Here is a 15992-nt window from a genome sequence, read left to right as displayed (position 1 = left end):
ACGCGTTCTTTTTCAAGGCATTGGCGGGGAAAACTGACGAATCTCTTGGTGGACCGCGCCCATTCGCAATTTCTTCGTCCGTCACAACGCATCCGTCATTGAAAACTTCTATCGTTTGTGGCCGGCCCGGGAGGAAGACATGAACATCAGAATGACCGCTGGAGATGTCTCCGGGCGGACGCTTGCCATCATCGAAGACCTTCGTCATCTCGAAGGCCCCCTTCTGCCGATCCTGCATGCGATCCAGGAGGAGTTCGGCTACGTCCCCGAGGAAACCAAGCCGGTCATCGCCGCGGCGCTCAATCTTTCGCGTGCCGAGGTGCATGGCGTGGTCAGCTTCTACCATGATTTTCGTGCGCGGCCGGCCGGTCGCCATGTCCTGAAGCTCTGTCGCGCCGAGGCCTGCCAGTCGATGGGCGGGCCTCAGATCGCCGAAAAGCTCAAGACGCTGCTCGGCATCGGGTTTCATGAAACGACGGCCGATGGCGCCGTGACGCTGGAGCCGGTCTACTGTCTCGGGCTCTGCGCCTCCGCGCCGGCCGCCATGCTCGACGGCGAACTGCACGGCCGTCTCGACGAAGACTGTCTTCCCGAACTCGTTGCGGAGGCACGCCGATGAGCACCACCGTTTTCGTTCCCTGCGATGCCGCAGCGCTTGCGGTCGGCGCCGACAAGGTCGTGGCCGCGATCGAGCGCGAGGCGACCGCCCGCGGGCTCGAGGTCGAGATCGTGCGCAATGGTTCGCGCGGCATGCTGTGGCTCGAGCCGCTGGTCGAGGTTCGCACGCCTAGCGGCCGCGTTGCCTACGGTCCGGTGAAGCCCTCGGATGTTTCCAGCCTCTTCGACGGCGGTTTTCTTGAGGGCGGCCATCATCCGCTCGGGCATGGCGAAACCCATGACATGCCCTATCTCGCCAACCAGACGCGGCTCACCTTCTCGCGCTGCGGCATCACCGATCCGCTCTCGATTGCCGACTATCGCCACTACAAGGGCCTGACCGGGCTTGAGAAGGCGATCGCCATGACGCCGGCCGAGATCGTCAAGGAAGTCACCGACAGCGGCCTTCGCGGTCGCGGCGGCGCGGGCTTTCCGACCGGCATCAAGTGGAACACGGTGCTCGGCGCCAAGGCCGATCAGAAATATATCGTCTGCAATGCCGACGAGGGCGACAGTGGGACCTTCGCCGATCGGATGATCATGGAAGGCGATCCCTTCGTGTTGATCGAGGGCATGGCGATCGCCGGCATCGCGACCGGCGCGACCAAGGGCTATGTCTATACCCGGTCGGAATATCCGCATGCCGTGCGAATGATGGAAAGGGCGATTGAAATCGCCCGCAGCGAAGGCATTCTCGGGGCATCGGTACTCGGCTCGAACCACGCATTCGACATGGAAGTGCGCATGGGGGCCGGCGCCTATGTCTGCGGCGAGGAAACATCGCTGCTGAACAGCCTGGAAGGTAAGCGCGGCATCGTGCGCGCCAAGCCGCCGCTGCCGGCACTGGAGGGCCTGTTCGGTAAGCCGACCGTGGTCAACAATGTCATGTCGCTTGCCTCCGTGCCGGTCATCCTTGACCGGGGCGCTGCCTTCTACAAGAACTATGGCGTCGGCCGTTCGCACGGCACTATTCCGATCCAGATTGCCGGTAACGTCAAGCATGGCGGCCTTTACGAGGCGGCTTTCGGCCTGACGCTCGGTCAGATCGTCTACGAGATCGGCGGCGGAACTGCCAGCGGCCGACCGGTCAAGGCGGTGCAGGTCGGCGGTCCGCTCGGGGCCTATTTCCCGGTCTCGCTGTTCGACACGATCTTCGATTACGAAGCCTTTGCCTCCAAGGACGGCCTGATCGGCCATGCCGGCATCGTGGTGTTCGACGACACCGTCGACATGGTGCAGCAGGCGCGTTTCGCGATGGAATTCTGCGCCATCGAAAGCTGCGGCAAGTGTACGCCCTGCCGCATCGGCTCGACCCGCGGCGTCGAGACCGTCGACAAGCTGGCAAGGGGCATCGAGCCGGAAAAGAACCTGGCGCTGCTCACCGACCTTTGCAACACGATGAAGTTCGGCTCGCTCTGTGCTCTTGGCGGCTTCACTCCTTATCCGGTCATGAGTGCGATCACTCATTTCCCAGAGGATTTCGCGCCCACCCCCCTCATCGAAGCGGCGGAGTAAAAACCATGTCCCTCGTCCCTGAAATCGACTACGGCACGCCGGCATCCACGTCCGAGAAGACCGTGACGCTGACCATCGACGGTCGCGAAATCACCGTGCCCGAAGGCACCTCGATCATGCGTGCCTCGATGCAGGCCGGCATCCAGGTGCCGAAACTCTGCGCCACCGACATGGTGGATGCCTTCGGTTCCTGCCGGCTCTGTCTGGTGGAGGTCGAGGGACGCAATGGCACCCCGGCCTCCTGCACCACGCCGGTTGCCCCCGGGCTCGTCGTGCACACGCAGACGGACCGGCTGAAGAATATCCGCAAGGGGGTGATGGAGCTCTATATCTCCGACCACCCGCTGGACTGTCTGACCTGTGCCGCCAATGGTGATTGCGAGCTGCAGGACATGGCCGGTGCCGTCGGGCTTCGCGACGTGCGCTACGGCTATGAGGGCGAGAACCACGTCAAGGCGCGGGACGGCGTTGGCGAGGTCAATGCGCTCTGGATGCCGAAGGACGAGAGCAACCCCTATTTCACCTATGATCCGTCGAAATGCATCGTCTGCTCGCGCTGCGTGCGGGCCTGCGAGGAGGTGCAGGGCACGTTCGCGCTGACGATCGAGGGCCGCGGCTTCGACAGCCGCGTTTCGCCCGGTGCACACGAGGCCTTCATGTCGTCGGAATGCGTCTCCTGCGGCGCCTGCGTGCAGGCCTGTCCGACCGCGACGCTGACGGAGAAGTCGGTGATCGAGATCGGCCAGCCGGAACATTCGGAAGTCACCACCTGCGCCTATTGCGGCGTCGGTTGCTCGTTCAAGGCGGAAATGCGCGGCGAGGAACTGGTGCGCATGGTGCCGTGGAAGGACGGCAAGGCCAATCGTGGTCATTCCTGCGTCAAGGGCCGCTTTGCCTATGGCTATGCCAGCCACAAGGATCGCATCCTCAACCCGATGATCCGCGAAAAGATCTCCGATCCCTGGCGCGAAGTGTCCTGGGAAGAGGCACTCAATTACGTCGCATCGGAATTCCGCCGCATCCAGTATCAGTTCGGCCGGGAATCGATTGGTGGCATCACATCCTCGCGCTGCACCAATGAAGAAACCTTTCTCGTGCAGAAGCTGGTCCGTGCAGGTTTCGGCAACAACAATGTCGATACCTGCGCCCGCGTCTGCCACTCCCCGACCGGCTACGGCCTCGGCCAGGCTTTCGGCACCTCCGCCGGCACGCAGGATTTCGATTCGGTCGAACATTCCGATGTCGTGCTCGTCATCGGCGCCAACCCGACCGACGGTCATCCGGTCTTCGGCTCGCGTCTGAAGAAGCGCTTGCGCAAGGGCGCCAAGCTGATCGTCATCGACCCGCGTCGCATCGACCTCGTCAGGACCCCGCATGTGGAAGCCGCCTTCCACCTGCCGCTGCAGCCTGGCACCAATGTCGCCGTGCTGACCGCGCTGGCGCATGTGATCGTCACCGAGGGCCTCGCGGACGAGACCTTCATCCGCGAGCGCTGCGATTGGTCCGAGTTCGAGGACTGGGCCGCCTTCGTTTCCGAGCCGCAGCATAGCCCCGAGGAAACCGAAAAGTTCACCGGCGTTCCCGCCGATCTCGTGCGCGGTGCTGCCAGGCTCTATGCCACCGGCGGCAATGGTGCGATCTACTACGGTCTCGGCGTCACCGAACACAGCCAGGGCTCGACGACAGTCATGGCGATCGCCAATCTGGCGATGGCGACGGGCAATATCGGCCGTCCCGGCGTTGGCGTGAATCCGCTGCGTGGCCAGAACAATGTCCAGGGGTCCTGCGACATGGGATCCTTCCCGCACGAGCTTCCCGGCTATCGCCATATCTCCGACGACGCGACGCGCGAGACCTTCGAGAAGCTCTGGGGCGTGACCCTCGACAACGAACCGGGCCTGCGCATCCCCAACATGCTGGATGCAGCCGTCGACGGTACTTTCCGCGGCATCTACATCCAGGGTGAAGATATCCTGCAGTCCGACCCGGATACCAAGCATGTGTCGGCCGGTCTTGCCGCCATGGAATGCGTCGTCGTGCACGACCTGTTCCTCAACGAGACGGCCAATTACGCCCATGTCTTCCTGCCGGGCTCGACCTTCCTGGAAAAGGACGGGACCTTCACCAATGCCGAGCGACGCATAAACCGTGTGCGCAAGGTGATGACGCCGAAAAACGGCTATGCCGACTGGGAAGTGACGCAGCTGATTGCCCAGGCCATGGGCATCGACTGGAACTATAGCCACCCGTCGGAAATCATGGCCGAGATCGCGGCCACGACGCCGAGCTTTGCCGGCGTCACCTATGCCTATCTCGATCGCATGGGTTCGGTGCAATGGCCTTGCAACGAGGCCCATCCGGAAGGCTCGCCGATCATGCATGCCGACGGCTTCGTGCGCGGCAAGGGCAAGTTCATCCGGACCGAATATGTTGCAACCGACGAGAGAACGGGTCCGCGCTTCCCGCTTCTGTTGACAACCGGCCGTATCCTCTCACAGTACAATGTGGGCGCGCAGACGCGGCGTACCGCCAACTCCGCATGGCATGAGGAAGACCGTCTGGAACTGCATCCGCATGACGCCGAGCAGCGCGGCATCAAGGATGGCGACTGGATCAAGCTTGCCAGCCGTTCGGGCGAAACGACGCTGCGGGCGCTGATCACCGACCGTGTGGCACCGGGGGTCGTCTATACGACCTTCCACCACCCGGATACGCAGGCCAATGTCATCACGACCGATTTTTCGGACTGGGCGACCAATTGTCCGGAATACAAGGTCACCGCCGTCCAGATTTCTCCGTCGAATGGACCGACGGACTGGCAGCAGGATTACGAGGAGTTGTCGCGCCAGTCGCGCCGGATCGCCGGCAAGCTGGAAGCGGCGGAGTAAGGAGCGTTTCGCCTCGAGGGAATATCTCTATTGAGGACGAAGAGTGGGGGGTAAAGGTAGTGCTGCGTGCGAAGACGTTTCGCTCCGTGGAGACGATCGGGCGACACAATGCCTCGCCGGTGACGGCGACGCGTGCCGTGCCCGAAGAGGTGCCGGTCGCCTTTTCCTACGGAGGCAGCACCCACGCCGTGATGATGGCGACGCCCGCCGATCTGGAGGATTTTGCCATCGGCTTCTCGCTGGCCGAAGGCATTATCGTCACCGCCGATGATATCCTGGCGATCGAGCCGATCGAGGCCGGTCCCGGGATCGACATCCAGATCAGCCTGAAAGACGACACTGCCGAAGCGCTGACGGCCCGCCGCCGCCGCATGGCCGGGCCGGTCGGCTGCGGCCTTTGCGGCATCGAGTCGATCGATCAGGCGATGCGGGATGTTTCCTCGGTCGGCGACGGCATCCGGCTTTCCGAGAGGGACATCGCCGCTGCCATGCAGATGCTGGGCGACGCGCAGGTGCTCAACCGGCAGACGCGGGCGGTTCACGGCGCCGGGTTCTATGTGCCGCACGAAGGACTTCTTGCCATCCGCGAGGATGTCGGTCGCCACAATGCGCTCGACAAGCTCTGCGGCGCGGTACTTGGCTCCGGGCGTACCGGTTCAGAGGGGGCCGTGCTTGTGACCAGCCGTCTTTCCGTCGAGATGGTGCAGAAGACGGCGGCGCTTGGTAGCGCTATCCTGATGGCCATTTCCGCCCCCACGGCGCTGGCCATCGAGACTGCCGAGCGGGCCGGCATAACGCTTGTCGGCATTGCCCGCGGCAGTGATTTTGAGATTTTCACACAAGCGCAGCGCATAACTTCGGGAGCTTCTGCCGATGTCGCATGACCAGACACTCGAAAAACTGATCCGCATGGCCAACCAGATCGCGACCTTTTTCCTGTCGCAGCCGGCGGATGTCCGGGTGGAGGGGGTGGCGACCCATATCAACAAGTTCTGGGAGCCACGCATGCGCCGGCAGTTCTTCGAGCATGTCGATGCCGGGGGCGAAGGCTTTCTTCCGCTGGTGATGGAGGCTGCGCCGCTGATCCGGCGACCCAAGGAAAAAGACGGCGTCGGCGTCGGTTACGATGCCTCGGCCGCGGCGTCGCCGGGCAAGGGAACGGCTGCCGGCGAATCTCTCTCGGAACCGAGCATTCCGGAATGACAGAATTCCGGCCGCAATCGATCCCGCATGGATTGCGACCGGTTTCAGCCTCGCCTGCCGGGGGATCGAAGCGGCTGGGGAGGGGGGACGCCCACTATACTGGGGTATCTCTTACGTATGGGTACGGTGTTTCAGCTATGGAGGGCTGATGTATTATGTTCGACCGACTTAAGAAAGAACACATTGTTGCGGAAGAGGGATTTAACCGGTGGAAGGTTCCACCAGCTTCCATCGCAATTCATTTGTGCATCGGCTCCGTCTATGCATGGAGTATTTTCAATCCGCCGCTAACCAAGGAATTCGGCGTTGTCGCGGCTTCGTCCAGTGACTGGGCCCTGCCGTCCGTCGTCTGGATCTTTTCCGTTGCCATCGTCTTCCTCGGCCTTGCCGCGGCTTTCGCCGGCAAGTGGCTGGAAGAGGTTGGCCCGCGCATGGTGGGCGTCACGGCCGCATTTCTCTGGGGCGGCGGCTTCCTCGTCGGTGGCTTCGGCATTGTCAGCCACCAGCTCTGGCTTCTCTATCTGGGCTACGGCGTGCTCGGCGGCTGTGGTCTCGGCCTTGGCTATGTATCGCCGGTGTCGACCCTGATCCGCTGGTTCCCGGACCGTCGCGGCATGGCGACCGGTCTTGCCATCATGGGCTTCGGCGGCGGTGCCATGGTCGCCACGCCGATCAAGGAATGGCTGCTCGGTCTCTACTACCAGGCCCCGCAATATCTGGGCGCCGAAGGGGCGATCAACCTGGTCACCGAGGGCGGCCGCCGCATGGCCGAGGTCAATGGCCAGATGGTGGAAGTCGTCGTTGCCAATGCCAAGCAGCTGGCGGCAGCACCGATCCCGCTGCAGGAAGGCGTCTACGTCGCCGGCACCGGTAACACCGGCGCGGCGATGACCTTCTTCACCCTCGGCATCGCCTATTTCGTCGTGATGCTGATTGCCGCCTTCTCCTACCGCGTTCCGCGTGAAGGCTGGCTGCCGGCCGGCTGGACACCGCCAACCGCCAACGATGCGGCCAAGCGCATGATCACACGGCGCCATGTCGATATCAACGAGTCGCTGAAGACGCCGCAGTTCTACCTGCTGTGGATCGTGCTCTGCTTCAACGTCACGGCCGGCATCGGCGTGCTGTCGGTGGCAAAGACGATGATGACGGAAATCTTCGGCACGACGCTTCCAGGTGTCGTCGACGGAGCATTTGCCGCCACCTACGTCTTCATGATCTCGGTGTTCAACATGGGGGGCCGATTCTTCTGGGCGTCTATGTCGGACTATATCGGCCGCAAGAACACCTATTTCGTGTTCTTCATTCTCGGGATCGCGCTCTATCTCTCCGTGCCCTATGCCGCGGCGCAGGTGAGCGTCAACCCGGCGGTGATGTGGCTGGTGCTGTTCTATGCAGCCACCATGATCATCTTCACGATGTATGGCGGCGGTTTCGCGACGATCCCGGCCTATCTCGCCGACATCTTCGGCACCAAATATGTCGGTGGCATCCATGGTCGTCTGCTGACGGCCTGGAGCACGGCTGGCGTTCTTGGGCCTCTGGCGATCACGCAGCTGCGTGATGCCTCGGTAACAGGATCAATCCGCGCACTCGCGTCGAAGATCGATCCGGCGGCCTTCCAGCAGAAGTTCGGTGCCGGTCTCGACCAGCTCGACCAGCTGGTAGCGGCCAAGACGGTGACCATCGCACGCCTGATGGAAATCGCGCCGGCGGGCACCGTCGACCCGACATCCAGCCTCTACAACACCACCATGTATGCCATGGCTGGTCTGCTGGTCATTGGCCTGATTGCCAATGCTCTGGTGCGTCCGGTCGCCGAAAAGCACTACATGGATGCGCGCGACGAGGGCGATGTGAAGGCCGAGCCTATCGGCATGGCGGGCGCCGTGCCGAAGGCCGAAAGCTGATCGAGGCCTCAAGGCTTTTGTGAGGTAGGGAAAGGGCGGCTCATGGGCCGCCCTTTTTCCTGTGCTGTTGCAGGTGCTCAGACAGACAAAAGCCGCCGTCCCTTGCGGGCGGCGGCCTGACTGTCCGGTCCAACGCCGTGGATCAGGCGGCGAGTTCTTCCAGGTCCGAACCCTTGAACATCTTGGAGAGGTTCAGGAAACAGATCATGCCGTTTTCCGTGGCGATGATGCCTTCCGAGAAGGTCTTGTCGAAGGATGCGGACACTTCCGGCACCGGCTGAACCTGGCTCGACGGGATCGTCAGGATGTCCGAGACGCGGTCGACCAGCATGCCGATGACCATGTTATGCACCTCGGCCACGACGATGGCGGAGCGCTCGTTGGCAACGGTGCTCTTCATGCCGAGCTTGTAGGCGAGGTCAATGATCGGGATGACCGAGCCGCGCAGGTTCATCACGCCGATGACGTCGGCGGGCGAATGCGGGATCGGGGTGGACGGAGCCCAGCCGCGAATTTCGCGAATGGTCGTCGTCTTCACGCAGAATTCCTGATCATGAAGACGAAACGCGATAATTTCGAGTGTGTCGCCGCCGAAATTTGTCGAGCCTATGGTGGTAGCCATTAGAATTCTTCCCAGTGTTCCGCTCGGGCAGCTCCCCCGCCAAAGACGCGAGCAGCCTTCGCCATAATATTGCGAGCCGGAGATGCGACTGCCTTGTTTACTGGGCGCACATCTGGTCGGACTTGCCTGACTTTGGCAGAAGAATGTTTCTCAAACCTAAATTGATTGAGCAACTTGCGCAAATCGTCGATCCGGTGATCGAGGTTGCAGCGCGCGGCATTGGTTTCTTCAACCGTGGCCGCATGCTGCTGGTGCATCTGGGCGATGGCCTTGATGGCACATCTGGCGAGTATCAGCCGAGGACCTTTCGCAATTGCTCGAGGGCGAAGTCTACCTGTTCCCGGTTGATGACGAGCGGAGGGGCAAGCCGGATCGTATGGTCGTGGGTATCCTTTGCCAACACGCCGTGTTCCTTCAATGCAAGGCAATAGGGCCGGGCGCCGCCGGCCTCGGGATCGAGCTCGATGGCGAGCATCAGCCCGCGTCCACGCACCTCGCGGATGGCGTTGGAACGCAACTGGCCGAGGCCCTCGAGGAAATAGGCGCCCATGCGCTCCGCATTGCCGATCATGTCTTCCTCGACCAGCACCCGGAGGGCGGCACGGGCAACGGCGCAGGCCAGCGGATTGCCGCCGAAGGTCGAGCCGTGCTGGCCGGGCTTCAACACGCCGAGCACCTCGGAATTGGAGAGCACGGCGGAAACGGGATAGAAGCCGCCCGACAGCGCTTTCCCGATCAGGGTCACGTCCGCCTCGACCCCCTCATGTTCTTCCGCCAGAAGTTTGCCGGTGCGGCCGAGGCCGGTCTGGATCTCGTCGAGGATCAGGGTCACCTGCCGCTCGGTGCAGAGCGCGCGCACGCGCTTGAGATAACCGGCTGGCGGAATGACGACGCCGGCTTCCCCCTGGATCGGCTCGATGAGTGCGGCCACCGTGTTCGCGTTGATCGCCGCTTCGAAGGCCTCTGCGTCACCGAAGGGAACGATGCGAAAGCCCGGCGTGAACGGGCCGAAATCGTTGCGCGCATCGGGATCGGTCGAAAAGGAGACCACGGACAGGGTGCGACCATGGAAGTTGTCGCTACAGACGATGATCTCCGCCTTGTCATGCGCGACGCCCTTGACCTCGTATCCCCATTTTCGCACCGCCTTGATCGCCGTCTCGACGGCTTCGGCACCGGAATTCATCGGCAGGATCTTGTGCGCGCCGGTCAATGCCGCCAGTTCCTCGTAGAACGGTGCGAGCTGGTCGTTGCGGAATGCCCGGGAGGTCAAGGTGAGCTTACCGGACTGCTCGATCATGGCCTCGCGGATCTTCGGATGGCAATGGCCCTGGTTGACGGCGGAATAGGCAGACAGACAGTCCAGGTAGCGGTTGCCGTCGGTGTCCCAAACATGCACGCCTTCCCCGCGTGTGAGCACGACGTCGAGCGGTTTGTAGTTCGAAGCCCCGAGGCGTCGTTCCGCATCCATCAATTGCTCGGCATTGCTCATCGTGTTCTCCTTTGTCGGGGTCAGGCGGGCTGGGTCTGGCGGTCAAGGATACGGCGGCCGAACAGGCTTGCCGTCAGTTCGGTCATGACGCGGGCGCTTTTGCCGCGATCGTCCAGAAACGGATTGAGTTCAACGATGTCGAGGGAGGCGACGACACCGCTGTCATGCAGCATTTCCATGATCAGATGCGCCTCGCGGAACGTCGCACCGCCCGGCACCGTCGTGCCGACACCCGGCGCCACCTCGGGATCGAGGAAGTCGACGTCGAGGCTGACATGCAGCAATCCGTCGCTTTCGACCACGGCGCGAAGCACCTGCCGGACGATGGCGGCAATGCCGTTCTCGTCGATCGCGCGCATGTCGAAGACCTGCACACCATGCTTGCCGATCAGGTCGCGCTCATTGGTATCGACGGAGCGGATGCCGATCTGGAAGACGTTTTTCGGCATGACCAGATCGCGCTCGGCCGGCAATATCTGCGGGAAACCGTCCAGGCCGCAGAAAAAGGCGACCGGCATGCCGTGCATGTTGCCGGACGGCGACGAGGTCGGCGTGTTGAAGTCGGCATGGGCATCGAGCCACAGGACGAAGAGAGGGCGCTTAACGGAGGCGGCATAGCGTGCCATGCCCGAGACGCTGCCCATGGAAAGGCTGTGGTCACCGCCCAGCATCACCGGCAGGGTGCCCTTTGCCGCTGCCGCGTAGGTGGCCTCGGAAAGCACCCGGGTCATGCCTGCCACGCGAGGCAGTTCCTTCGCGGCCGCGGTGCTCTCGAATTCGGAGGCGGCGTCCAGAACCAGATCCCCCTGATCGACAACCGTGTGGCCGAGATCGGCCAGGGTTTCGGCGATGCCTGACAACCTTAATGCCGCAGGACCCATGGCGCAGCCGCCGCGGCCGGCGCCGCCTTCGAAAGGTACGCCGATAAGGGTGATGCTGGCGGGCGATTGCGTCATTTATGGATCTCCTGTGTCGGTAGAATGTTTGAGATGAACGTTGACAGAAAGCCGGATTAGTGGCGAAAAGTCGGAAATTCTACGCATAATGTCATGGGTATTTAACAGAATGTCGAAGCTTGACGATCTGGATCGCGATCTCCTCGTTGCCCTAAGGCAAAACGCACGAACACCGGTGGCCTCTCTTGCAGCCTCGACCGGAGCGTCGCGCGCGACGATTGCCGCGCGCATTCAACGCATGGTCAAAAATGGCACGATTGGCGGCTTCACCATCACCACCGCTGCGGATCTTGCGACAAGCGGCGTGCGGGCGATCGTCCTGATCGAGGTTGTCGGCAAGGTCGCCGACAAGGTGGCCCTACGCCTGCGTGGCATCCCGCAGGTGCGTGCGCTGCACAGCACCAACGGACAATGGGATTTCATTGCCGAACTCGAAACGGCGGATCTCGCCGCGTTCGACGAGATCCTGAGGCAGATCCGGATGATCGAGGGGATCAACACGACGGAGTCGAACATTCTTCTGCGGACCGTCAAGCTGGCCTGAGGCGGTCCTTCAGTATTCCTTTTCGTAGAAGATGCCGCCGCCGCTCGACCCGTTGCCGCCGGCCTCGCCCTTCAGCTTCAGGCCCTTGCCGATGTCGAGATTGATCACGGCCTTGCCGCCATCTTCGCCACTCTGCAGTTCGAGATAGGTCCGGTCGTTCAGATATTTGCCGGCACTGACGGCGGCATTGCCCTCGGCATCGGTGGTGACGTCCAGATTGTCGATGCCAAGCCCGGAGCGCAGGTTTTCCAGAAGCGACGAGGAGCGGCCGCCGGCCAGCTGGCTGACGGCATCGGCAAGCTGGGCGATTTGCAGCGGCGACAGCTTCGACATCGACTGGCCGAAGATCAGCTGGGCGAGAATTTCGTCCTGGGGCAAGGCCGGCGACGAACTGAAGCTGACCTGCGGGTCATTGGCAAGGCCGGAGATCGTGATGGTGATCGCGGTGCCCCCCGAGGTCGTCGTCGCCTCGAAGTTCAGGAGCGGAATGAGATTGCCGCCAAAGGTAATGGTACCCTTGGTGAAAGTCAGCCTCTTGGTCAGGATCGACAGGCGACCGCGGTTCAGCGTGAAGGCGCCGGAGACAACCGGGTTGCTGACGCCGCCGCTGATTTTCAGCGCGCCGCCGAGTTCGGCATCGATGCCGCGGCCGCGCACGAAAATGCGGTTGGGAGCCGAAACGGCAAGATCGAGCCCTATATCCGAAGAGGTGCCGTTCGATTCCTTCTTCTGGATCGCCGCCGTCTGGCGGCGGACATCGGCGGGCGCATTGCGGTGCGTGATGTCGAGGTCACGAAGGGAGCGCGGGAGGCTCTCCGGCACGGTAACCGAGGTTTCGCCCAGTGTGATCTTGCCGGACAGCTTGGGGCCCGCGGTCAGCGGGCCGTTGAGCGCCAGCATGCCGGTCGCCGACGTGGTGAACATCTCACCATCGGAATACTGCGCCTTGTCGAGATTGAGCTCGATATCGCTCGGCAGGCCGGGACCCTTGAGATTGATCGTGCCTTCGCCGGATACCAGGCCGCCGCCGGAAAGCCTGCCCTTCAACCCGGTGATGCGGGCCTGATCGCCTTCGATGCTGAGCGTTGTGGTGAGGTCCTCGATCGTGACGTTGTGACGGACATCGGTCAGCCGGCCCTTGGTGACGACGGCGCGTCCGTTGATCGCCGGTGCCGAGGCGCTGCCGCTGACGCTGGCATCGATATCGGCGGCGCCTTCGAGGATCAGACCGTTGGCGGCGAGCTGGCCGGCAAAGAGCGACAGCGGGATCTGGCCACTCAGCTTGTAGGAAAGCGCCTTGTCGCCCGAGATCGTCACCGAACCGCCACCGCTGGCCGAAAGGCCCGCTACCCCGGAAAGTGAGGTGTTGACGGTCAGCTTGCTGTCGGCAAAGCGTCCGGAGGCCTCCACCGTCAGCGGCGGCAGGCCAGCAGCCTGCGCCTGGGCGATCGCCGCGCCCGACCAGCTCATCTTGTAGTCGACGCTCGGATTGCTGGCCGTCCCGTTGGCAGACACCGTGCCGGAAATCGAGCCGCCGGCGCCCAGATTGGGAACGACCGTATTGGCAAGCCCGGCCGGAAGCTTGTCGATCCGGGCGTCCATGTCGAGTTTGCTGCCGGCATCGCCGTTGAGCGTGATCGTGCCGCTGCCGGCTTTTATCCTGAGATCGTCGACGGAGGCACTGCCATTGACGATCTTGACGGTCGATGGTGCGGCGAGCTCCAGGGGAATGCCCTTCGGAGACGCCTTCAACTGATCGATGACGACATCGATGGCGCTGCCGGATTCGACCACCTTGCCGGTCGCCTTCACCGGCGCGTTGTCGTAATTCGCGGTCGCATCGAAGGTCGTCGCCTTGCCGTCCCGGGCGAAATCGACTTTCGGGTTCGACACCACATTGCTGCCGGAGGTCACCTTGTCGGCCGAGATCGCACCTTCGGCCGAGAGAGCCTTGAGGTCGTCGACGGTGACGCCGACCTTCGGATTGGCGATCGTCAGCGTATCGCGCTGGATCTTCGAGCCGCTGAGATCGACCTTGGCGGCCATCTTGCTGCCGCTGGAATCCAGGTGAATGGTGCCTGCAAGGTCGCCGGTCACCTTCTGCCCGGCCAAAGCCGCCAGGAGATCGAGTTGCGGCAGGTCGAGCTTGATGTCGCCCGACGGCAGGTATTGGGGGGTGAAGGCGAGGGCGCCGGTGATCCTGTTCTTGCCGACGGTCATTTCGAGCTGCGGAATTTTCGTCTGCCCATCCTCGCTGACGAGATCGGCATTGACCGCAATATCCTGGCCGTCGAGTGACCCGTTGGCCGTCACGGTCCCTTCGGGGGCACCATCGGAGAGGCCACCCTTTGCGGTAATCGACAGGTCTGCAAGCTTGCGCCCGGCAAGAGTGGCCGAGGGGATGGTGACCTGCGCATCGGCCTGCAATGCGTCCAGCGGCCCCGACACCTTGGCGGTGACATTCGCCTTGCCTTCGGCATTTTCCAGCAGGGCGCCGATATTGGCGATCTCGCCTGTGAGATCGGCATCGAGGCTGCCATCGGCCAGTCGGGCCGAGCCGTCGATGCTGGCAAGGTCCGAGCGGATCTTCAGGTCGGTGGCGGAAATATCGTCCGGGTTGACATAGTCGACCTTGCCGCTGACTTCGACCGGCGCTTTCAGCTTGGAGGATGCGGGCGGGGGCAACGCGGAGGGATCGGCCTTCAACGCGATAACGGCCGTGATAGCATTGGTCGCAAGGTCGAAGCGGCCGGAGACCGTGCCGCCGAGCTTCTGGCTTTCCAGCGTTGCGCCTTCGGTGCTGATCGCTCCGGTCTCGATGGTCAGCGGTGCCCTCAGCGTCAGCGGAGCCTTCAACGCCCGCTCGAGATCCGGCTGCTGGAACGTGGTCTTGGTGACGGATATGACGGCATTGGCAGCGCCCGTGCGCGAGCCGAGATCGAAGCTGTTGCTGGAGACGCTGAAGGTCATGCCCTCGACGGACGCGGGCGGCGTGTCGAGCGAAGCAATCTGGCCGTTTATGTGAAGCGCGACCTTGCTGCTCGGGCCCTTGGCCGTCAGGCCGATGCGGCGGATCGCCAGAGCCAGTTCGCCTTCCTGGAGGGGCCAGCGCAGGGCAAGCGGGCCGCCGACGCCGACGAGGTCGGCGCTGATGTCGTTGTCGCCCTGGGGATCATACTGGCCAGAGGCCGTCAGGATCATGTCGCCGGTAGAGAGCCGCGCGGTGTCGATGAGAACCTGGTTCTCGCCTTTCAGACTGGCCGACAGATCGACGGTCGTCTCCCCCGAAAAGGTTTCGCGCAACCAGGGGGGCAGGAGCGCGGCAAAGGTGCCGCCGCCGCTCAGGGTCACCTGGCGTGTTCCGGCATCGTCCACCCGGTGCGTCGCATCCAGGCTTGCAACGCGTTTGCCGTCGAGGTCGGCGTTCAGCGATCCGGCCCAGTCGGAGAGGGGCCCTTGGCCATTCAGTTCGACCGTCATCGCCGGCTGGCCGGGAAGTCGTAGCAGTGTCCCGACAAGGCCAGCCTTGGGCTCGGCATAGCTGCCGTCCAGCACCAAGCGGTTGTCTACCGGCACGTAGGATAAGTTGAGATTAAGATGCGTATCGGACGTATCGGTCCGATCGGCGCCGAGCCGGGCGGTGATCTCCTGGTCGTCGGCGTTCAGCGCACCATCGGCGGCAAGTTCGAAGGGACGGCCGGCGACAGCCGTACCGAGCGAGATCGATGGCAGCGAAATCTTGGCAATGTCGAGTTTGACCGGCAGCGAAAACGTGCCGCTGTCGGTGCTGTCAGTTACCGGCTGGTCAGCCGGCGGTTGCGGCAAGCGGTCGAGCTTGACCGAAGCCACCGCGATGCGTTCGGCCTTGAACGTGCCCTTCAGCAGGTCCGATGGCGTCCAGTCGATGGCCAGGTCGTGCAGTTCGGCATAGGCACCGCGTTCGTCGGCGACGACGACGGAGCCGATCCGCAGTTTTCCTGTCAGCAGCGGTCCGATGTGATCGATCGTGACAGTCCGGCCGGGTCCGGAGGCCAGCCGGCCGGCGACATCGGCCAGCAGCCCGGAGCCCGCCGAACTGAAGCCGAGAAGAACGATGAGCAGAAGACCGATCCCGACACACAGGCCGAGCGTCCAGGCGACCAGACGGCCTATCCAAAGGATCGGGCGGGAATTAGCGGGCATGGGCTAGCCGATCTCCACATCTC

General features: G+C 63.0%; 12 protein-coding genes. 7 read left to right on the top strand and 5 right to left on the bottom strand.

Going from position 1 to position 15992, the window contains the following annotated elements:
• Positions 1 to 139: 139 nt before the first annotated feature.
• The 6 genes from J2Z17_RS18200 to J2Z17_RS25260 all read left to right on the top strand — a co-directional run bounded on the left by J2Z17_RS18200 (position 140) and on the right by J2Z17_RS25260 (position 8173).
• Entirely contained in the window at positions 140 to 619 is a 480-nt protein-coding gene (locus J2Z17_RS18200; RefSeq protein WP_209947061.1) for a formate dehydrogenase subunit gamma, read from the top strand.
• Positions 616 to 2172, top strand: coding sequence for a formate dehydrogenase beta subunit (locus J2Z17_RS18195; RefSeq protein ID WP_209947060.1), 1557 nt, complete (start codon positions 616 to 618; stop codon positions 2170 to 2172). Before J2Z17_RS18200 ends, J2Z17_RS18195 begins: the two co-directional genes overlap by 4 nt.
• Positions 2173 to 2177: 5 nt before the next feature.
• Positions 2178 to 5060 carry a formate dehydrogenase subunit alpha gene (fdhF, locus tag J2Z17_RS18190; protein WP_209947059.1) on the top strand — a complete coding sequence of 961 codons (2883 nt, stop codon included), beginning with the start codon at positions 2178 to 2180 and terminating at the stop codon, positions 5058 to 5060.
• A gap of 59 nt (positions 5061 to 5119) precedes the next feature.
• Complete coding sequence (gene fdhD / locus J2Z17_RS18185; protein WP_377300135.1) at positions 5120 to 5944, top strand: formate dehydrogenase accessory sulfurtransferase FdhD; 825 nt, start codon at positions 5120 to 5122, stop codon at positions 5942 to 5944.
• Positions 5934 to 6263, top strand: a complete 330-nt coding sequence (locus J2Z17_RS18180) for a formate dehydrogenase subunit delta (RefSeq protein WP_209947058.1) — start codon at positions 5934 to 5936, stop codon at positions 6261 to 6263. Before fdhD ends, J2Z17_RS18180 begins: the two co-directional genes overlap by 11 nt.
• Before the next feature lie 242 nt (positions 6264 to 6505).
• Entirely contained in the window at positions 6506 to 8173 is a 1668-nt protein-coding gene (locus tag J2Z17_RS25260) for an OFA family MFS transporter (protein ID WP_377300136.1), read from the top strand.
• A 142-nt stretch (positions 8174 to 8315) separates the two neighbouring features.
• On the opposite strand, the gene J2Z17_RS18170 is transcribed toward J2Z17_RS25260, so the two are convergent.
• Genes J2Z17_RS18170 through rocF form a run of 4 tightly spaced genes read right to left on the bottom strand, consistent with a single transcriptional unit; the run spans position 8316 to position 11243 of the window.
• Positions 8316 to 8795 carry a chemotaxis protein CheW gene (locus J2Z17_RS18170; RefSeq protein WP_209947057.1) on the bottom strand — a complete coding sequence of 160 codons (480 nt, stop codon included), beginning with the start codon at positions 8793 to 8795 and terminating at the stop codon, positions 8316 to 8318.
• Positions 8795 to 9052: a hypothetical protein gene (locus J2Z17_RS18165; protein WP_209947056.1), complete on the bottom strand. Its 258-nt coding sequence runs from the start codon at positions 9050 to 9052 to the stop codon at positions 8795 to 8797. The genes J2Z17_RS18170 and J2Z17_RS18165 overlap by 1 nt, the downstream gene beginning before the upstream one ends.
• 35 nt (positions 9053 to 9087) lie before the next feature.
• Positions 9088 to 10287 carry an ornithine--oxo-acid transaminase gene (gene rocD / locus J2Z17_RS18160; protein ID WP_209947055.1) on the bottom strand — a complete coding sequence of 400 codons (1200 nt, stop codon included), beginning with the start codon at positions 10285 to 10287 and terminating at the stop codon, positions 9088 to 9090.
• A gap of 20 nt (positions 10288 to 10307) precedes the next feature.
• Positions 10308 to 11243 (bottom strand): arginase, encoded by a 936-nt coding sequence (rocF, locus tag J2Z17_RS18155; RefSeq protein WP_209947054.1) that lies wholly within the window; start codon positions 11241 to 11243, stop codon positions 10308 to 10310.
• A 109-nt stretch (positions 11244 to 11352) separates the two neighbouring features.
• Between rocF and J2Z17_RS18150 the strand changes: the two genes are divergently transcribed.
• A complete protein-coding gene (locus tag J2Z17_RS18150) occupies positions 11353 to 11787 on the top strand; it encodes an Lrp/AsnC family transcriptional regulator (protein ID WP_209947142.1) in 435 nt (144 codons plus the stop codon).
• A 9-nt stretch (positions 11788 to 11796) separates the two neighbouring features.
• On the opposite strand, the gene J2Z17_RS18145 is transcribed toward J2Z17_RS18150, so the two are convergent.
• Entirely contained in the window at positions 11797 to 15969 is a 4173-nt protein-coding gene (locus tag J2Z17_RS18145) for a translocation/assembly module TamB domain-containing protein (protein WP_209947053.1), read from the bottom strand.
• Positions 15970 to 15992: the final 23 nt, after the last annotated feature.

Source organism: Heterorhizobium halophytocola (genome assembly GCF_017873095.1).
GTDB lineage: Bacteria > Pseudomonadota > Alphaproteobacteria > Rhizobiales > Rhizobiaceae > Allorhizobium > Allorhizobium halophytocola.
The sequence above is the reverse complement of the archived record's forward strand: the minus strand, read 5'-3'. Positions and strand labels throughout refer to the sequence as shown.